Annotated in this window: 20 protein-coding genes; 8 read left to right on the forward strand and 12 right to left on the reverse strand. The window is 74.4% G+C overall.

Annotated features, from left to right (window positions below):
- Positions 1 to 144: 144 nt before the first annotated feature.
- Positions 145 to 1632, forward strand: coding sequence for a glutamate synthase subunit beta (locus AQJ66_RS10400; protein WP_061919495.1), 1488 nt, complete (start codon positions 145 to 147; stop codon positions 1630 to 1632).
- Positions 1633 to 1661: 29 nt separating this feature from the next.
- Here AQJ66_RS10400 and AQJ66_RS10405 read toward each other — a convergent pair whose 3' ends face one another.
- The 3 genes from AQJ66_RS10405 to AQJ66_RS10415 all read right to left on the reverse strand — a co-directional run bounded on the left by AQJ66_RS10405 (position 1662) and on the right by AQJ66_RS10415 (position 3686).
- Positions 1662 to 2471 (reverse strand): SAM-dependent methyltransferase, encoded by an 810-nt coding sequence (locus tag AQJ66_RS10405; protein WP_061919497.1) that lies wholly within the window; start codon positions 2469 to 2471, stop codon positions 1662 to 1664.
- A 100-nt stretch (positions 2472 to 2571) separates the two neighbouring features.
- Entirely contained in the window at positions 2572 to 2826 is a 255-nt protein-coding gene (locus tag AQJ66_RS10410) for a DUF397 domain-containing protein (RefSeq protein WP_061919499.1), read from the reverse strand.
- Entirely contained in the window at positions 2826 to 3686 is an 861-nt protein-coding gene (locus AQJ66_RS10415) for a helix-turn-helix domain-containing protein (RefSeq protein ID WP_061919501.1), read from the reverse strand. The genes AQJ66_RS10410 and AQJ66_RS10415 overlap by 1 nt, the downstream gene beginning before the upstream one ends.
- A gap of 195 nt (positions 3687 to 3881) precedes the next feature.
- On the opposite strand from AQJ66_RS10415, the gene AQJ66_RS10420 reads away from it, so the two are divergent.
- Both AQJ66_RS10420 and AQJ66_RS10425 read left to right on the forward strand, forming a co-directional pair.
- Positions 3882 to 4658 carry an ATP-binding protein gene (locus tag AQJ66_RS10420; protein ID WP_425264273.1) on the forward strand — a complete coding sequence of 259 codons (777 nt, stop codon included), beginning with the start codon at positions 3882 to 3884 and terminating at the stop codon, positions 4656 to 4658.
- Positions 4655 to 5092: a hypothetical protein gene (locus AQJ66_RS10425; RefSeq protein WP_061919503.1), complete on the forward strand. Its 438-nt coding sequence runs from the start codon at positions 4655 to 4657 to the stop codon at positions 5090 to 5092. Before AQJ66_RS10420 ends, AQJ66_RS10425 begins: the two co-directional genes overlap by 4 nt.
- Before the next feature lie 80 nt (positions 5093 to 5172).
- Here AQJ66_RS10425 and AQJ66_RS39340 read toward each other — a convergent pair whose 3' ends face one another.
- The 3 genes from AQJ66_RS39340 to AQJ66_RS10435 all read right to left on the reverse strand — a co-directional run bounded on the left by AQJ66_RS39340 (position 5173) and on the right by AQJ66_RS10435 (position 8600).
- Positions 5173 to 5349, reverse strand: a complete 177-nt coding sequence (locus tag AQJ66_RS39340) for a hypothetical protein (RefSeq protein WP_167359157.1) — start codon at positions 5347 to 5349, stop codon at positions 5173 to 5175.
- A 172-nt stretch (positions 5350 to 5521) separates the two neighbouring features.
- Positions 5522 to 6709, reverse strand: coding sequence for a cytochrome P450 family protein (locus tag AQJ66_RS10430; RefSeq protein ID WP_061919505.1), 1188 nt, complete (start codon positions 6707 to 6709; stop codon positions 5522 to 5524).
- 79 nt (positions 6710 to 6788) lie between these two features.
- Positions 6789 to 8600: an FUSC family protein gene (locus tag AQJ66_RS10435; RefSeq protein ID WP_061919507.1), complete on the reverse strand. Its 1812-nt coding sequence runs from the start codon at positions 8598 to 8600 to the stop codon at positions 6789 to 6791.
- A 396-nt stretch (positions 8601 to 8996) separates the two neighbouring features.
- On the opposite strand from AQJ66_RS10435, the gene AQJ66_RS10440 reads away from it, so the two are divergent.
- The 3 genes from AQJ66_RS10440 (at position 8997) to AQJ66_RS10450 (ending at position 10947) form a co-directional block, all read left to right on the forward strand.
- Positions 8997 to 9941 (forward strand): expansin EXLX1 family cellulose-binding protein, encoded by a 945-nt coding sequence (locus AQJ66_RS10440; protein WP_061919509.1) that lies wholly within the window; start codon positions 8997 to 8999, stop codon positions 9939 to 9941.
- 119 nt (positions 9942 to 10060) lie between these two features.
- Positions 10061 to 10474: a RidA family protein gene (locus AQJ66_RS10445; RefSeq protein ID WP_061919510.1), complete on the forward strand. Its 414-nt coding sequence runs from the start codon at positions 10061 to 10063 to the stop codon at positions 10472 to 10474.
- Entirely contained in the window at positions 10471 to 10947 is a 477-nt protein-coding gene (locus AQJ66_RS10450; protein ID WP_061919512.1) for a GNAT family N-acetyltransferase, read from the forward strand. Before AQJ66_RS10445 ends, AQJ66_RS10450 begins: the two co-directional genes overlap by 4 nt.
- A 21-nt stretch (positions 10948 to 10968) precedes the next feature.
- Here AQJ66_RS10450 and AQJ66_RS10455 read toward each other — a convergent pair whose 3' ends face one another.
- Positions 10969 to 11664 (reverse strand): uracil-DNA glycosylase, encoded by a 696-nt coding sequence (locus tag AQJ66_RS10455; RefSeq protein ID WP_061919514.1) that lies wholly within the window; start codon positions 11662 to 11664, stop codon positions 10969 to 10971.
- A 160-nt stretch (positions 11665 to 11824) separates the two neighbouring features.
- Between AQJ66_RS10455 and AQJ66_RS10460 the strand changes: the two genes are divergently transcribed.
- On the forward strand, positions 11825 to 12475 hold the full coding sequence (locus tag AQJ66_RS10460) for an RNA-binding S4 domain-containing protein (protein WP_079060172.1): 651 nt from the start codon (positions 11825 to 11827) through the stop codon (positions 12473 to 12475).
- Positions 12476 to 12553: 78 nt separating this feature from the next.
- On the opposite strand, the gene AQJ66_RS10465 is transcribed toward AQJ66_RS10460, so the two are convergent.
- From AQJ66_RS10465 to AQJ66_RS10475, 3 genes are all read right to left on the reverse strand, one after another.
- On the reverse strand, positions 12554 to 13015 hold the full coding sequence (locus AQJ66_RS10465) for a DoxX family protein (RefSeq protein ID WP_061919516.1): 462 nt from the start codon (positions 13013 to 13015) through the stop codon (positions 12554 to 12556).
- A 102-nt stretch (positions 13016 to 13117) separates the two neighbouring features.
- Positions 13118 to 13795, reverse strand: coding sequence for a class I SAM-dependent methyltransferase (locus tag AQJ66_RS10470; protein ID WP_061920174.1), 678 nt, complete (start codon positions 13793 to 13795; stop codon positions 13118 to 13120).
- A 61-nt stretch (positions 13796 to 13856) separates the two neighbouring features.
- A complete protein-coding gene (locus tag AQJ66_RS10475) occupies positions 13857 to 14804 on the reverse strand; it encodes an acyltransferase domain-containing protein (RefSeq protein WP_061919518.1) in 948 nt (315 codons plus the stop codon).
- A 63-nt stretch (positions 14805 to 14867) separates the two neighbouring features.
- Here AQJ66_RS10475 and AQJ66_RS10480 point away from each other — a divergent pair, with 63 nt between their 5' ends.
- On the forward strand, positions 14868 to 15164 hold the full coding sequence (locus tag AQJ66_RS10480) for a DUF6343 family protein (RefSeq protein ID WP_208611334.1): 297 nt from the start codon (positions 14868 to 14870) through the stop codon (positions 15162 to 15164).
- 9 nt (positions 15165 to 15173) lie between these two features.
- Here AQJ66_RS10480 and AQJ66_RS10485 read toward each other — a convergent pair whose 3' ends face one another.
- Together AQJ66_RS10485 and coaE are read right to left on the reverse strand one after the other, a co-directional pair.
- On the reverse strand, positions 15174 to 15554 hold the full coding sequence (locus AQJ66_RS10485) for a tetratricopeptide repeat protein (RefSeq protein WP_061919521.1): 381 nt from the start codon (positions 15552 to 15554) through the stop codon (positions 15174 to 15176).
- Positions 15555 to 15604: 50 nt separating this feature from the next.
- Positions 15605 to 16279 carry a dephospho-CoA kinase gene (gene coaE, locus AQJ66_RS10490; protein WP_079060173.1) on the reverse strand — a complete coding sequence of 225 codons (675 nt, stop codon included), beginning with the start codon at positions 16277 to 16279 and terminating at the stop codon, positions 15605 to 15607.
- Positions 16280 to 16284: the final 5 nt, after the last annotated feature.

Raw genomic sequence — 16284 nt, forward strand, 5'->3', positions numbered from 1 at the left:
GAGCCGCGGCTCCCTCGGAAGCGGCTGTCGGCCGCTCTGCGCGGGTGCGGGAGGCGACGTATCGTGGCCGGAGGAGTGCCGCCCGGCGACGCACGGCCGTCAAGGGCCCGGTGCTCCCGGTCGACGTTCGCAAGGAAGACGACCATGGCCGATCCCAAGGGGTTCATGACCACGCCGCGCCAGGAGTGGCCGCGGCGGCCCGTCGAGGAACGGGTCCGGGACTGGGACGAGGTGTACGTCCCCGGGGCGCTGCTGCCCATCATCAGCAAGCAGGCGGACCGCTGCATGGACTGCGGCGTCCCGTTCTGCCACCAGGCCTGCCCGCTGGGCAATCTGATCCCCGAGTGGAACGACCTGGTCGCCCGCGAGGACTGGCGGGCGGCGAGCGACCGGCTGCACGCGACGAACAACTTCCCCGAGTACACCGGGAGGCTGTGCCCGGCGCCGTGCGAGGCGGGCTGCGTCCTGGCGATCAACCAGCCGGCCGTGACCATCAAGAACGTGGAGTGCGCGATCGCGGACCGGGCCTGGGAGGAGGGTTTCACCCCGCCGCGGCCTCCGGAGCGGCTGTCGGGGAAGACGGTCGCCGTGATCGGTTCCGGGCCGGCCGGGCTCGCGGCGGCGCAGCAGCTGACCCGGGCCGGGCACACGGTCGCGGTGTACGAGCGGGACGACCGGATCGGCGGGCTGATGCGGTACGGCATCCCCGCGTTCAAGATGGAGAAGCGGCACCTGGAGCGGCGGATCGAGCAGATGCGGGCCGAGGGGACGAGGTTCCGTACCTCGACGGTGGTCGGGCGGGACGTGTCGGCGGCCGATCTGCGCACGCGCTACGACGCGGTGGTGATCGCCACCGGGGCGACGGCGTGGCGGGAACTCTCCGTGCCGGGCCGGGAGTTGCGGGGGATACACCAGGCGATGGAGTACCTGCCGCTGGCCAACCGGGTGAGCGAGGGGGATCTGGAGGTCTCGCCGCTGTCCGCGGCCGGCAAGCACGTGGTCATCGTGGGCGGCGGGGACACCGGGGCCGACTGCCTGGGCACAACGGTGCGGGAGGGGGCCGCGTCGGTGTCCCAGCTGGACATCTACGCGCAGCCGGGCGCCGAGCGCGACGAGGACGTCGAGCCGTGGCCGACCTACCCGAAGATCTACCGGCTGTCCGCGGCGCACGAAGAGGCGCGGGACCTGCGGACGGCTCCGGCGGCGGACGCGGACGCGCGGCTGTTCGCGGCGTCCACGCTGCGCTTCGACGGGGACGAAGCGGGGCACGTGCGGTCGCTGCACCTCGTCGAGGTCGACGCGCGGCGCCGGCCGCTGCCGGGTACCGGGCGGACGCTGCCCGCCGACCTCGTCCTGCTCGCCCTCGGCTTCTCCGGGCCGGACCAGGAGGACGGGATCATCGAGCAGCTCGGGCTGGAACTGGAGCCCCGCGGCACCATCGCGCGGGACGCCGGCTTCGCGACGAACGTCCCCGGCGTGTTCGCCGCCGGGGACGCGGCCCGCGGGCAGTCGCTCATCGTGTGGGCGATCGCGGAGGGCCGGGCGGTGGCGGCGGCCGTCGACCGCCGGCTGACGGGGAGTACCCGGCTGCCGGCGCCGATATCGGCGTACGACCGCCCGATGGTCGTGTAGCCGCCACAGCCGGTGCCGCCGCCGGGGGTCTACCGCTTGCGGGCGACGGCCCCGTACCCGGGGATCACCCCGTCGTCCTGGCCGGGCACCGGCTCGCCCAGTTCGGGGTGCCACCTGTGGACGATCTCGACGCCGGGCTCGATCAGTTCCAGGCCGTCGAAGAAGCGGGCGAACTCCTCGCGGGAGCGCAGGGCGAGGGTGACACCGGCCGCCTTGAGCTTCTCGGTGGCGGCCGCCGACTCCTCGGGGGTGAAGTCGGCCGTGGCGTGCGTCATCACCAGGTGGCTGCCGGAGGGCAGTTCGGCGAGCAGCCGGCCGACCAGGTCGTGGGCGCCGTCCTCGTCGGGGATGAAGTGCAGTAGGGCGACGAGGGACAGCGCCACCGGCCGGTCGAGGTCGAGGATCTGCTCGGCGCCCGCGAGGATGGCGTCCGGGTCGCGCACGTCGGCCTGCAGGTACTCCGTCGTGCCCTCGGGCGTGCTGCGCAGCAGGGCGGCCGCGTGGGCCAGCACGATCGGGTCGTTGTCGCAGTAGACGACGCGGGCGTCGGGCGCGATCCGCTGGGCGATCTGGTGCAGGTTGGGCTCGGTCGGGATGCCGGTGCCGATGTCCAGGAACTGGCGGATGCCCTGCTCGGCGAGCCAGCGCGTGGTGCGGTGCATGAAGGCGCGGTTGACCCGGGCCATCACCGGCACCCTGGGGTCGAGGGCCAGCATCTGCCGGCCCATCTCCTCGTCGACGGGGTAGTTGTCCTTGCCGCCGAGGTACCAGTCGTACATGCGCGCGGGGTGCGGCCTGCTGGTGTCGATCTCGACGGCCGTCGGGTCCTGCCCTGTCATCGGGAACTCCGTAAGCGTCTGACGCGTTGGGTGATCAAATTGCGAGTCAAGTCGGTGTCACAAACGGGAAGTTGAGCGAGCAACAGTAGTCAAGGGTGATTCAGGAGAGGAGGAAGTCGGCCTCCCCCGCTTTGGCGCCCTGGATGAAGGCCGTCATCTCGGCCGCGGTGTAGATCAGCGCCGGCCCGTCCGGGTCGGTCGACTGGCGCAGGGCGATCCGGCCGTCGGCGAGCTTCATCGCCTCCAGGCAGTTCCCGCCGTTGCCGCCGCTCCAGGGCTTGTGCCAGCCCTCGCTGCCCAACTCCCGCGCGGGCATGCCGTTGTAGACGTGACTGCGCGGTGTGATGCGATCCATTACAGCTCCTTGCGGAGATCCCGGAGGATCTCCTTCGTGCGTTGTGCAGTGGCGGCCTGGGCCGCCATGCGGTCCATGACCTCGAGGTGGGTCGCCACCTCGGTGCGCGCGTCCAGGTAGACGGCGCCGGTCAGGTACTCGCTGTAGACCATGTCCGGCAGTTCGGGCATGGCGAAACGGAACAGTACGAAGGGCCCGTACGTTCCCGGGTGGGGGCCGCTCGCGAACGGGGCCACCTGGAGGGTCACGTTCGGCAGCTCCGCGGCCTCGAGCAGCGCGTCGGCCTGCGCGCGCATCACGTCGGGGCCGCCGATCGGCCGGCGCAGGACGGTCTCGTCCATGACCGCCCAGAAGCGGGGCGCGTCGGGACGGGTGAGCAGTTCCTGGCGCCGCATGCGCAGCGCGACATGACGCTCGATCTCGTCGGGGCTGGTCTGGCCGATGGCACCCGACTTCAGCACGCCCCGCGCGTAGTCCTCCGTCTGCAGCAGCCCGGGGACGAAGTGCGGCTCGTAGGAGCGGATGAGTCCGGCGGCGCCCTCCAGGCTGACGTACATCGAGAACCAGCCCGGCAGGATGTCGTGGAACCGCTGCCACCAGCCGGGGCGGTTGGCCTCCTCGGCCAGCTGGACGAAGAGTTCGGCCTCGTCCTCGGGAACGCCGTAGGCCCTCAGCAGCAGTTGCAGGTACGGGATCTTGAGGGCGACCTCGGCCGTCTCCATGCGGCGGATGGTGGCGGGGGCGACACGGAGCACCCGGGCGGCCTCCTCCCGCTTCAGCCCGGCGCTTTCCCGCAGGTCCAGCAGGCGCCTGCCGAGGACCACCTGGCCCACGGTAGGCGCGGACCGCGGCTCGCTCACGCTCCCACCTCCGACACGAAGTCCGCTCCGGACAAAAAGAATCCCGACAGCCCTGCGGCGCCGTTCGGAGACTCGTCCGGCGATCCGCCGGATCGCCGAGGGTCCCAATTGGCGCCGCTAGAAGTGCTGTTGCCAGCAGTGTGCCACGGTGCTCGACCGAGTGGACACCGCACTCTGCATTTTTCATAGTGACACTTGCCAAGTGTTCACGCCGGGGAGATAGTGGCAAGCGTGATTCCGTCCGCGCCCTTAGGAACAGACGCTGCCGCAGACCGTGCCGGTCTCGGTGCAGCCGGGGTTCCCGCCGCCCGAGCAGGTTCGGGTTCCGGGGAGGAAGCAGCCCCCGGTGGGAGCGCCGCAGAGCGCCGGTTCCGCTTCGAGCTGGCCGCGCACCCGGGTTCCCCCGCACAGGCGAGGCGTCTGACGCGGGCCCGGCTGACCGGCTGGTCGGTGTGCGCGGACACCTGCGACACCGCGGCTCTCGTCATATCCGAGCTGGTCACGAATGCCATCGTGCACACCGCGAGCAGTCGCGTGGTGTGCGAGTTGCACGACCACGACGACATGCTGCGCATCGCCGTGCACGACGAGGGCTGCGCGCCCGGCGAGCCGCACCCCTCCCCGCAGCGTCCCGAGGAGGAGCACGGGAGGGGGTTGCTCCTCGTCGACGCGTTGTGCCGGTCCTGGGGTGCCCAGGAGCACGGGCCGGGGCTGCTGGTCTGGGCCGAGCTGGCCCGTCGGACCGACGCGGCGCGCGACACGGCCGAGCCCCGCGACGACCTGGGCTGGGGTGCCCGCCCCAAGCCGGGCGGCCCGCCGCCCGGCCCCGGCGAGGAGGACGAAGCGGAGGCCCGGCACGGCGCGGCCCCCGCGCCGCCGCACGGGCCGGTACCGGCCCAGCAGCACAGGCCGCTCCCCGCGCCGCAGCACGGCCCGGCCCCGGCGCGGCGCCGGGCCTGGGAGCGGCCGTGACCGGGGGCGACGACTGCGGCCGGCCGCTCGGTCTGGACACCCTCGTCCATCTCGGACGCCGCCGCCAGCCTGCTCCCGCCCCGGCCGCGGGCCGCCGGCCGCCGGTCCCCGAGGGCATGACGGCCCCGCTCGGCTGTGACGCCGTGGCCGTGCCCGATCACCTCGGGCGGCTGATCCTGCCGCGGCTGCCGCGGGTGGGATGCGTGTACGCCGACGGGTCGCGCTGGTGGTGGGTGGTCCCCTCGGACTCCGACTACGCCCTGCCCTGGCCGGCTCCGGCCCACTACGCCCTCGGCGCGCCGGTGCCAGCCGCCGCCCGCCTGATCCACCGACCGGCGGGCACGGTCCCGTACACCCCGCCGATTCCGCTCTACCTGGCCCTGTGCCGGGTGACGGGCACGACACCGGACTGGTCCCGAGCCGTCTCGGCGTGACGCCGCGCGTCGCCTTCGCGGAACCGTGTGCCGGGCAGCCGCCCGACCCGGCCGCAGCGCGGTGGCCTCACCGGCCGGCCTCACCGGGCGGCGTCGCCGCCCCGCAGGATGACCAGGAACGTGTCCGTGGCGAGGTCCATGACCACCTCGGCCGGCAGGCCTTCGAGGCGTCGCGCGTGCGCGAACTCCTCCGCGGGCCAGGAGCCCCGCGGGCCGCCTGCGGGAAAGCGTTCGAGCACGGTTCGCCCGTTCACCATCTCGCACCTCCATTAAGCGTCGTACCTGTAGGAGTTAACGCCCTGGAAAGGGGAAACGGCTCGCTCAGTGACCCGACTGAGACCTTCTTGACACCCGTTCAGCGCGGACCGTGAGAGTCCGTTCACCTTGGGACACGAACCGCGCATTCGGCGACGGACATGTCACCGAACGTCATGCGATCGAGTCCCTCCGCCGGTAGCGCACCGGCAGTTCCACCAGCCCGCGGGCGCGCAGCGACCGGCGCCGTTTCAGGTCGTCGGCGGCGAGGGTCAGTTCGGGGAACCGCTCCAGCAGGACCGCGAGGGCGATCTCCGTCTCGGCGCGGGCGAGCGGGGCGCCCAGGCAGTAGTGGATGCCGTGGCCGAGGGCGAGGTGGCCCGAGGTGTCGCGGCCCGGATCGAGACGGTCGGGGTAGGGGAAGCGGGCGGGGTCGCGGTTGGCGGCGGCCAGGGAGACCCAGACCGTCTCCCCCGCCGGGACGGTCACCCCGGCGATCGTGACGTCCTCGACCGGGAAGCGGCGCAGGGCGAGCAGGGCGGGGCCGTCGTAGCGGGCGAACTCCTCCACGGCGTCCGGGATGCGCGCCGGGTCCTCACGCAGCGCGGTGAGCTGGTCGGGATGACGCAGCAGCGCGAGGACGGCATTGCCGATGAGCTGCACGGTGTTCTCGTACCCGGCGAAGAGGATGAGGAAGGCGAGGGACATCAGCTCGTCCTCGGTGAGCCGGTCGCCGTCGTCGCGGACCGCGATCAGGTCGGACAGCAGGTCGTCGGCGGGGTCCGCGCGTTTCGCGGCGAGGAGCCGGGTGAGGAAGCCCAGCATGGCGGCCATCGCCTCCCTGGAGGCGTCGGGACGGGCCGGGTCCGGGGCCGTGAGGCCGTCGGTCCACACGCGGAAGTCCAGCCGGTGCTCCTCCGGGATGCCGAGCAGGTCGCAGATGACGGTGATCGGCAGTGGGGCGGCGTAGGAGGCGATGAGGTCGGTGGCGCCGTGCGGGCCGAGGGCGTCGAGGAGCCGGCCGGCGGTGCGCCGGATCGGCTCGCGGAGCCGCTCGACGCGGCGCGGGGTGAAGGCACGGCCGACCAGACGCCGGATCCGGGTGTGGTCCGGTGGGTCCATGTTGAGGAGGTTGGCGTCGAGGGCGGGCGGCAGGGCGAGGCCCTGGTACGTGCCGGCCGTGGCGTGCCGCTTGCCGAGGGCCAGGCGGGGGTCGGCGAGGGCGGCCCGGACGTCGTCGTAGCGGGTGACCAGCCAGGCGGGGGTGCCGTCGGGGCCGGTGATGCGGTGCACGGGCGCGGTGTCGCGCAGCCGCCGGTAGACGTCGTAGGGCTGGTCGAGGAGGCCGTCCGCGAGATCCATGGCAGGCAGCCTACGCGGAGGTCAGGGGGGTGTTTCCCAGTTCGGATCGGCTGCTGCGGGCGGGACTTGCGGGCCGCGCCTAAGAGGTTCCGGACGTCCTCGCCGTCCCCGCCGCCCGCGCAGGCGGTGGGGCGGCCGCCGGCAGTCCCGCCCGCTTCTCGAACTCCACCACCTCGTTCAGCAGCTCCTGCAGTCGGCGGGTGTGCTCCGGGGTGAGGTGGCCGGCGTCGTCGAGGTGGACGGCGCAGGCGGTGGTGGTGTCGACGAGGCGTTCGAGGACGGCGGCGACGGCGTCCGTGCCCTCGGTGTGCCGGGCGAGGGCGGGCAGTTCGGCGGCGGCGACGGCGATGGCGGTGCGGGCCTCGGCGAGGGTGCGGTAGGCCTCGCGGCGCAGCGCCCAGCGTTCGCCGCGGTCCCCGGACTCGCCGAGGACGTGCACGAGGTAGGCGTGCGCGGCGGCCCCGGCGGTGGCGAGCCGGCCCCGCACCCCGCCGCCGCGCTCCCCCGGCATCGGCAGATGCCCGACGATCAGCACGATGGCGCAGGCCAGCAGGGTCTCGCCGATCCGGCTGACGGACGCCTGCGGTTCGCCTCCGACCATCACCAGGGCGAGCACGAGAACGGTGATGACGGCGGTCAGGGCACCGAAGTTCCGGGTGGCGACGGGGACGAGCGCCCCACACACCGCCACCAGGGCGATCAGCCCCTCGGGGCGTGGCAGCAGCGCGGCGAACCCGGCGAACACCAGGGCGCCGAGCACCGTCCCGGCGGCCCGGCTCAGCACGCGGGAGGCCATCGGCCCGAGGTCGGGCTTGACGAGGAACACGGCGGTGGCGGGCAGCCAGTACCAGTGCTGGTGGTGCCCGTACCAGCGGGTGTGGTGCAGGGCCTGGGCGACGGCGGAGCTGGCCCCGAAGCACAGGGCGACGCGCAGTCCGTACTCCCGGCCGCCGGCGCCGAGTGCGGCCCGCAGGGCGCTTCCGGCGTCGCGCCGCCGGGTCAGCAGCCGGCGTTCGCCGCCCCTGGCCCGGTCGAAGGCCTCGGCGGCGCGCAGCAGGGCCTCGTCGAGGGCGCGCAGGGCGGGGGTGGAGCGGCTGGGGGCGGGCAGCGGGGCGGTACCGGTGTCGCCGCGGACGGCGGCGGCGAGCAGCCGGGGCCCCCGTGCCGCCCGTGCGGGGACGGGTTCGCCCGCCCAGAACAGGGCGGTGGCGGCTTCGGCGAGGGGCAGCGCGGCGGTGAACCGGGCGTGCAGCCGGCGCTCGGCGGCGGAGCTGGCGTACCGGCGCAGCCGGGGCCCGGCGAGGGCGTCCTGGGCGTGGTCGAGGGCGGCGGTGAGCGCGGCCCGGCGGGCGGTCGCGCTGTCGGTGCCGACGGCGTCGAGGAGGGCGGCGACGGCGTCGTACACGTCGGCGACCGCCTCGCGCTCGCCGTCGAAGCGGAAGTCACCGGCGAGCGAACCGGGCGTGGGCAGGGCCAGCCGCAGCAGGAGCAGCCAGGCGGCGCCGGCGAGGAAGGCGAGGGCCGCCGGCAGGCCGTTACCGGTGAGCGCCATCCCGGCGCCGACGGCGGCGGTGACGAGCAGCTGGGTTCCGGCGGCGGAGGCGACGGGCCCGACGGCGCTGACGCATCCGGCGGCCAGCCCGAGCGCGGTGAACAGCAGGGTCAGCGGTACGGCGGACAGCTCCTGCCCGGCGTACATGCCCACGAGCAGGCCGAGGGCGCCGGCGAGCGCGGGGACGCCGAGCCGCTTGACGGAGGCGCGCCGGCTGCCGGGGCGGTCGTTGATGCCGGCGAGCATCGCGGCGATGGCGGCGAGGACGCCGTAGCCGAGGAGGCCGCTGAGCACGCCGGTGAGCAGCAGGGGTCCGGCGGCGAGCGCGCCCCGGGTCATCGCGCTCCACGGAACGGGCCCGCGCTGGGAGCGGAAGGCGTGGGCGAGCCAGGGGGGCGGGGCGGCGGCGGTCCGGCGGCCGGGGCGGCCGCGGGCTGCGGGACGTGACACGGGGCTCCTGTGCGTACGAGGGCAGGCTGGGCCTTCGGACGACGGTGGCCGGGCTTGCGGGATCTGCTTCCCACGGTAGGGCGCGTACCCCCGGCACACGGGCCGATCACGTTGCGGGCAGGTGAAAGGTGCCGGGGTGGGCGCTTTCATTATGAACGAAAGGTGCTCGAGGTGCTGTCGGGCCGGGGAGCGGAACCCCGTGGAGATCCCGGCAACCTTTCCGGCGCCCGCGACGACTGTGAGTCGGAAACGCGTGTTCGTCCGCACCTCGTAAGGACTCGTCCAGTGGTCCCCTCCTCGCACCGCCGCCCCGCTCGCGGGCGGCGCACCGTCCTCGTGTCCGCCGTCGCCGCGGCAGCCGTGGGGCTCCTCGCGGCCCTGGTGGTGGCGTTCGTCCCCGACGGCGGGTCCCACGCCGCGGGAGCCGCGGCCACGCCCTCCGTGAGCGCCCGGCCGAGCGTCCCGCCGACGGCGCCGGCACGGAGGCAGGCCACGGCCTCCGCGGCGCCGGCGCCCGTGCCGAAGCGCACCGCGGCGCCTTCCGCGTCGGCCCGGCCGTCGTCACCGCGCGCTTCCGCGGCCGGCGCGCCGCGGGCTGCTTCCGGGGCGGCACCGCTGGCGGGACGGATCGCGCCCGGGGTCACCCACAGCTCGGTGGCCACCCACTACGACGCGGGAGACGGCGACGGCGCCTGCCTGTACGGGCCGAGCCCCGACCTGATGATCGCGGCGATGAACCACACCGACTACGAGGCGTCCAAGGCGTGCGGGGCGTACCTCTCCGTCCGCGCGGCGGGCGGCGCCTCCGTGACGGTACGGGTCACCAACGAGTGCCCCGAGTGCGCCCCCGGGCAGCTCGATCTCAGCGAGCAGGCGTTCGCGAAACTCGCCGCCCTCTCGGCCGGCCGGATCCCGGTCTCCTGGAGCCTGCTCAGCCCCGGCACGTCCGGCACGGTCTCGATCCGCTACAAGACAGGCTCCAGCCGCAACTGGTGCGGCATCCAGGCGATCGGCCACCGCAACCCGCTGGCCCGGCTCGAGGTCGGCACCGGCACCGGCTGGCGTCCGCTCACCCGCACCGACTACGACTACTTCCTCTCCGAGGACGGCACCGGCTGCGGCGGCCCCCTCAGGCTCACCGACATCTACGGCGAGCGGCTGACCGTCGACGGCATCGCGATCCGCCCGGACACCGTGCAGCCCACCCGCGTCCAGTTCGCCCGGCACTGACCCGCCGGGCCCTGCGCTCGGGGGCTCGATGCGGGGGCGGGCGAAAAGGGGATGCGGTGCGGGGCGGTGGTCCGGATGATCGGGTGGTTGCCCGGCATCCCATCCGAGGAGTCCCGCCCATGATCCGGCGCGTCACCGCCCCCGGTCTCTTCCCGCCGCCCACCTACTCGCACGCCACCGTCGTCGAGGCGGGTGCCCGACTGGTGTTCCTCGCCGGGGCCGTGCCGCTGGACGAGAAGGGGGAGGTCGTCGGCCCGGACGATCCCGTACGGCAGGCCCGGCAGGTCATCGCGAACCTGGGCGAGCAGCTGCGGGCGGTGGGAAGCGACCTGGCCCATGTCGTGGCGACGGACGTGTACGTGGTGAGCGGTGAGCCGTCGGTGCTCTCGGCCGTGTGGGAGGTGGTCGAGGACTCCGGGCTCAGCGCCGGGCCGCACTCCTCCACGCTGCTCGGAGTGGCCTGCCTGGGCTACACCGGGCAGCTGGTGGAGATCACGGCGACCGCCGTGGTGCCCGAGGAGGCGGCCCGATGACGGCCGGCGTGGTCCTACGGCGGGCGGACGCGGCGGACGCGGGTGCCGCCGCCGACGTCTGGCTGCGGTCCTTCGCCGCGGCCCTGCCGACGGTCGTCAGGCCCCGCACCGACGACGATGTGCGCGGCTACTTCCGTGACGTGGTGGTGCCGCTGCGGGAGACCTGGGTCGCCGAGGCGGCCGGGCACGGGGGCGGAGACGGGCGCGGCGGGATCGTCGGCGTGATGGTCCTGGACGGCGAACTGCTGTCCCAGCTGTACCTGGACCCCGGGTGGCGGGGGCGGGGCCTGGGCGACCGGTTCGTCGAGCTGGCCAAGGAACGCAGCCCGGGCGGGCTCACCCTGTGGACCTTCCGGGTCAACGAGCCCGCCCACCGGTTCTACGAGCGCCACGGGTTCGTCGCCGTCGAGCACACGGACGGCAGCGGCAACGAGGAGCGGGAGCCGGACGTCCGGTACGTGTGGCGGCCGTGACCGTCGCCTGACCGGCCCCCGCTACCGCAGCCCCGCCGCGTCCGCCGCCGTGCGCAGCACCTCGCGCAGCATGGCGGGGGTCAGCCGGCCGGTGAAGGTGTTGCGCTGGCTGACGTGGAAGCAGCCGAACAGGTCCAGGCCGTCGAGGGCGACCCGGGTGCCGTGGCCGAAGGCGGGGCGCGGCCTGGGCACGGGCCAGCCGGCCTCGTCCAACGCGGGCAGGGCCGCCTGCCAGCCGAAGGCGCCGAGCACGACGGCCGCCCTGAGCGTCGGCCGCAGCAGCCGCAGCTCCTGGACCAGCCAGGGACGGCAGGTGTCCCGCTCCGTGGGGGTGGGCTTGTTGGCGGGCGGCGCGCAGTGCACGGGCGCGGTGACGCGGACGCCGTACAGCTCCAGACCGTCGGCGGCGCTGACCGCCGTGGGCTGCGAGGCGAGCCCCACGTCGTACAGCGCCTGGTACAGCACGTCTCCGGAGCGGTCGCCGGTGAACATGCGGCCGGTGCGGTTGCCGCCGTGTGCCGCGGGGGCGAGCCCGATGATCGCCAGCCGGGCGTCGGCCGGTCCGAAGCCGGGCACCGGGCGCCCCCAGTACGTCCAGTCGGCGAACGCGGCCCGCTTGGTCCGGGCCACCTCCTCACGCCACTCGACCAGCCGGGGACAGGCCCGGCACTCCGAGACCCGCCGGTCGAGCCGGGCGAGGGCGCTGCTGTGGTCCATACCGTCACCGTATGCCCGGCCGGACCGGCGCCGTACGCCCCGCCTGCCCGGACGCCGCCCCGGCCCGGGACCGGGCACCGGCCGGCCAGGACGCGGGTGTCGCCCTCCGCCCCTCGAAAACGCCTCCGGCTCACCCGGGCCGGCGCGTTAGGGTCGGGACATGGCTTCCGAGGATGCGGACGAGAAGGTGACCCGTGACTCCGGCGAACGGGGCGGAGTGAACCGCGCCCGGGGTGCCGAGGACTCCGGCGACGCCGGGGCCGGCGGCGTCGCCGAGGAGTCCGCGGGCGCCGGCGCCTCGTCGGGCGCCCAGCCCCTCGATCCCAGGATCGCCGCCGCGGTGGCCGCCGCCGAGGCCGCGGGGCCCGGGGCCGGGGAGACCGTGCGGATCGACAGCTGGATCTGGGCCGTCCGTCTGATCAAGACCCGTTCCCTGGGCGCCGCCGCCTGCCGTGGCGGGCACGTCCACGTCAACGGCGAGCGTGTGAAGCCCGCCTACTCCGTGCGCGTCGGCGACGAGGTGCGCCTCCGGCACGAGGGCCGGGAGCGGATCGTGATCGTCAAGCGCCTGATCCGCAAGCGCGTCGGCGCCCCGGTGGCCGCCCAGTGCTACATCGACAACTCTCCCCCTCCCCCGCCCCGCGAGGCCGTCGCCCCGGCCGGCCTCCGTGACCGCGGCGCCGGCCGCCCCACCAAGCGGGACCGCCGCGAGATGGAGCGCCTTCGCAGCCTCGGCGGACTGGGCGCGCCCCAGGGGCCCGGTGGGCTCGGCGGGTTCGGAGCACCCGGCAAGGGTCCGCGCGGCCGGTGAGCCGCTCGGGCGCACACCGCTGACGCCGACCGGGCCCCCGCGCCCCGGCCGGCGCCACCGCGGTGCGGTCCCGGACGCTCACGCCCGTCGGCCTGCCGGCGAGAGCAGTCGCAGCAGCTCCGCGTTGTGGGCGCGGAGGGCCCAGGCGATCAGGGCGAGCGGCACGATGAGGATCAGCGGGGTCGCGGCGTACTGGCCGTCGAAGACGGTGAGCTGGACGATGAAGGCGCCCACCATCAGCGCGCTCAGCGCCATCGCCGCCACGGACTGCAGCACCGGCACCACGAGCGCCACCGCCCCGGCCAGTTCCAGCGCGCCGATCGTGTACATGCCTGCGCTGCCCCAGCCGATCCGGTCGAAGGACTCGACGGCCGACGGGTGCGCGATCAGCTTGGGCAGCGCGCTCGCGATCGCGTAGAACAGGGCGAGCAGCACCTGCACGGTACGCAGCGCGATCCGGCCGAGACGCCGGCCGCCGGCCGCCGGCGCGGCCGAGGCGGCGGAGGGTGCAGTGGTGACGGGGGCAGTGCTCTCGGACATGAGGTCTCCTGGGTGAAGCGGTCCCGGCTGCTGTCACTTGGTTAGACCGGCCCCACGGCGAGAACTCATCGCCGCCGCCTGGATCGCCGCCCCCGGGTTTCCTCAGTCCCGTACCGCCCTCACCCACATCCCGTCGTCCGTGAGATACGCGTCCACCTTCAGTCCCGCCTCCGCCAGGGCCGACTCGAACTGCTCCTTCGTCAGGGGCCGGCTCAGGAACGTCTGGGTCCAGACGGCGTCCGGGAACACGTACTCCGCGCGGACCGCGTCGACTCCGTCACCGACCGGCTCGGCCGATGCGATCCGTACCGTGAAGCCGCTCGGGTCCACCCGCTCCCTCGGCACGTTCACGTGGTAGTCCGCGCCCTCGCGCTGGATGAGCACGCAGCCGCCGTCCGCCACGTGCCGGGCACAGGTACGCAGCAGGCCCCGGCGCACCTCGGCGTCCCCGGCGTGCACGAGGAACGACGCGAGCATCACCACGTCGAACCGCTCGCCCAGCTCCAGGCGCTCGATCGGGGCGCATATCGTGCGTGCCCCGCGGACGCGGGCCAGCATCTCGGCGGACTCGTCCACCGCGGTGACCGTGAAACCCCGCTCCAGCAGGGCATGGGTCACCCGGCCCACTCCACTGCCGAGCTCCAGGACGTGCGCCCCGGCCGGCACGGCAGCCGCGATGATGTCCGGCTCGTCGCCCACCGGGAGCCGTGCGTACAGCTCGACCGCGCAGCCGTCCGGGGTGATCGCTCCGGGGCCCGTTCCCTCGTATCCCTCACGCATCTCGACCGTCATGCCCGGACAACGGGCGGCCCGGGCAGGCCCGTTCCCGCCCGGCCCCGGTTCACTCCTTCGAGTCGTCCGTCCCCGCGGCGGGAACCTCTCCCGCGGTCCGCCACGGGAACCACCCGTGCCCGATGTACCAGTGGCCCCCCGCCCGCAGATGGTCGCCGACGGCCCGCTCCACGGAGGTGCGCCGCGGCAGCCGAGCGACCGGCAGGTCCGGGTCGCCGAAGACGAACCGGACGGGCTCGGTGTCGGCCGGTTCCGGGTCCTCGTGGGCGACGCGGAACCGTTCCTGGAAGGCGACGATGTGGGAGCGCTCGGGCAGGTACCGCCGCAGCTGCGGGTCCAGCAGCCAGGAGTGGCAGACCGCCACCGGGTGGTCCTCCTCGGGGTAGTGGCGCGCGAAGAACTCCCGGGCCAGGGCAAGCGAGCGGTCGCATGCGGCCGGCGTCAGCGGGCCGAGGAAGTCGGGAACGTGGAGGTTGAGGCAGGGCGTGCCCGCGGTCACGTCCAGTCCGGCCGCCCTGAGCGCGTCGCTCGTGCGCGGCCCGAGGGACGCCCGCTGGAACTGCAGCCGCCCCAGCTGGTACAGCTCGCCCCGGAAGTGGAGGGTGAGCCAGCGCGGCACCAGCAGGCCCGCCCGGCCGTGGCACCTGCGGTGGGCGGCCATGTTGCGCCCGAGGTCGGCGAGGGTGCGCCGGGAGACGTCGGCCGGGATCCCGCGCTCTCGGTGGTGGGCGCGGACGTGGGGCAGGGCCGCGACGAGTACGTACAGGGGGAAGCACCGCTGCAGGGCGCCGGAGGGCCAGTCGAGCTGGGGCAGGTCGGCCCCGCCGCTGATCTCCCCCAGCCCGCGCACCAGCTCGGCGACGGACCCCTGGAGGAGCCCGAGCAGTTCCGGGTCGTCGCACACGCGCCGCCCGATGCGTACGAGTTCGTTGATGTCCTCGTGCGGTACCGCGAGATCGAGCAGTTCCTCGGCCAGTTCGTCGGCGTCGGGCAGCACGTGGGGACCCCCTTGGTGTATGTCCGTTCGAAGAGTACGGTGCGAGGAGGAGTGGTGATCGCGATGCGTACAGGCAATGAGCCGGTCACCGCGCGCAGTGCTCTGCGGGCGCGGTTCTGGCTGAGCGTGTGGGGACTGGCCTGGGCGGTCTTCGGCACGGCGGCGTTCGCGCTCGCCGGGCGCCCCGGCTGGGCGGCCGCGTGCGGCGTGCTGTTGCTGCTGGTCACCGCCGACATGGCCGTGATCCTCCGGCACATCCGGCAGGGCCCGCACTACCAGCCGGGCCGGAACGTGCCGCCGTACCGGCCGTCGGACGGCGGCCCTCCGTATCCCGGACCGCCCCGGCACCGCCATCCCTGAGCCCGGGGGTCAGGAGTCGAAGTGGGCGGCCTTGAGGTACTCGGGGTTGGGGTCGAGCGCGGCGGCCAGCCGGAAGTGCCGTCTGGCCTGGTCGGGGCGGCCCTGTCGCTCATAGGTGCGGCCGAGCGCGAAGTGCGCGTACGCGTTGTCCGGCTCCCGCTCCAGCACGACGGTGAACTCCAGTTCCGCCGGCCGCAGCTGCGCCGCCGCGAAGAAGGCACGCGCGCGCAGCAGCCGGGCCGCGGTGTTCTCGGGGTGTGCGGCGATGACTGAGTCGAGCAGTTTCACCGCGCCCCGCGGATCGCGCGCGTTGAGCAGCTGCTCGGCCGCGCGGAAGTCGATGACATGCGTCTCCGGGGTACGTCCGGTCGGACCGCTGGTCTCGGGCACGGCGAAATCCTTCCCTCACTGAAGCGGTTCAACGCCCCGCGCGCGGGCCGCTATTCCGTGCCGTCCCCGGCCCGGCCGTCTCCGCGCGGGGCGGTGGCGTGCGGGGCGGCCCCGGATGCCGTGCGCCGTTCCCGTTCCCGGCGCACCAGCTCGTCCCAGACGTCCGCCACGCGCTCGCGCAGCGCGTCCAGCGGCACGTCGTTGTCGATCACGATGTCCGCGATCTTCCAGCGCTGCTCGCGGGTGGCCTGCGCGGCCATGCGCGCGCGTGCGTCGTCCTCGGCCATGCCCCGCAGTCGTACGAGCCGGTCGAGCCGGGTGGCGGGGTCGGCGTCGACGACGATGACGAGGTCGTACAGCGGTGCCAGGCCGTTCTCGGTGAGCAGCGGGACGTCGTGGACGACCACGGCGTCCTCGGCGGCCCCGCTCTCCAGTTCGCGGGAACGGGCGCCCACCAGCGGATGGACGATCGCGTTGAGGACCGCCAGCTTCTCCGGGTCGGCGAAGACGAGGGAGCCGAGCGCCGGCCGGTCGAGGCTTCCGTCGGTGGTCAGGACGCCCTCGCCGAACGCCTCCACCACGGCCGCGAGTCCGGGCGTGCCGGGTGCGACGACCTCGCGTGCGATGCGGTCGGCGTCGATCAGCACGGCCCCGTGCTCCACGAGCAGCCGTGACACCTCGCTCTTGCCGGCACCGATGCCGCCGGTCAGTCCCACTGTCAGCATGAGCG

It is taken from the genome of Streptomyces bungoensis, assembly GCF_001514215.1.
GTDB classification, from domain to species: domain Bacteria; phylum Actinomycetota; class Actinomycetes; order Streptomycetales; family Streptomycetaceae; genus Streptomyces; species Streptomyces bungoensis.

What these genes read in the sequence shown, in the direction of transcription:
- AQJ66_RS10460 (WP_079060172.1), top strand. Translation starts at nt 11,825, where the DNA reads ATGGCTTCCGAGGATGCGGACGAGAAGGTGACCCGTGACTCCGGCGAA.
- coaE (WP_079060173.1), bottom strand. Translation starts at nt 16,279, where the DNA reads ATGCTGACAGTGGGACTGACCGGCGGCATCGGTGCCGGCAAGAGCGAG.
- AQJ66_RS10435 (WP_061919507.1), bottom strand. Translation starts at nt 8,600, where the DNA reads ATGACCCGGGGCGCGCTCGCCGCCGGACCCCTGCTGCTCACCGGCGTG.
- AQJ66_RS10465 (WP_061919516.1), bottom strand. Translation starts at nt 13,015, where the DNA reads ATGTCCGAGAGCACTGCCCCCGTCACCACTGCACCCTCCGCCGCCTCG.
- AQJ66_RS10410 (WP_061919499.1), bottom strand. Translation starts at nt 2,826, where the DNA reads ATGGATCGCATCACACCGCGCAGTCACGTCTACAACGGCATGCCCGCG.
- AQJ66_RS10450 (WP_061919512.1), top strand. Translation starts at nt 10,471, where the DNA reads ATGACGGCCGGCGTGGTCCTACGGCGGGCGGACGCGGCGGACGCGGGT.
- AQJ66_RS10400 (WP_061919495.1), top strand. Translation starts at nt 145, where the DNA reads ATGGCCGATCCCAAGGGGTTCATGACCACGCCGCGCCAGGAGTGGCCG.
- AQJ66_RS10470 (WP_061920174.1), bottom strand. Translation starts at nt 13,795, where the DNA reads ATGCGTGAGGGATACGAGGGAACGGGCCCCGGAGCGATCACCCCGGAC.
- AQJ66_RS10405 (WP_061919497.1), bottom strand. Translation starts at nt 2,471, where the DNA reads ATGACAGGGCAGGACCCGACGGCCGTCGAGATCGACACCAGCAGGCCG.
- AQJ66_RS10445 (WP_061919510.1), top strand. Translation starts at nt 10,061, where the DNA reads ATGATCCGGCGCGTCACCGCCCCCGGTCTCTTCCCGCCGCCCACCTAC.
- AQJ66_RS10480 (WP_208611334.1), top strand. Translation starts at nt 14,868, where the DNA reads ATGCGTACAGGCAATGAGCCGGTCACCGCGCGCAGTGCTCTGCGGGCG.
- AQJ66_RS39340 (WP_167359157.1), bottom strand. Translation starts at nt 5,349, where the DNA reads ATGGTGAACGGGCGAACCGTGCTCGAACGCTTTCCCGCAGGCGGCCCG.
- AQJ66_RS10430 (WP_061919505.1), bottom strand. Translation starts at nt 6,709, where the DNA reads ATGGATCTCGCGGACGGCCTCCTCGACCAGCCCTACGACGTCTACCGG.
- AQJ66_RS10455 (WP_061919514.1), bottom strand. Translation starts at nt 11,664, where the DNA reads ATGGACCACAGCAGCGCCCTCGCCCGGCTCGACCGGCGGGTCTCGGAG.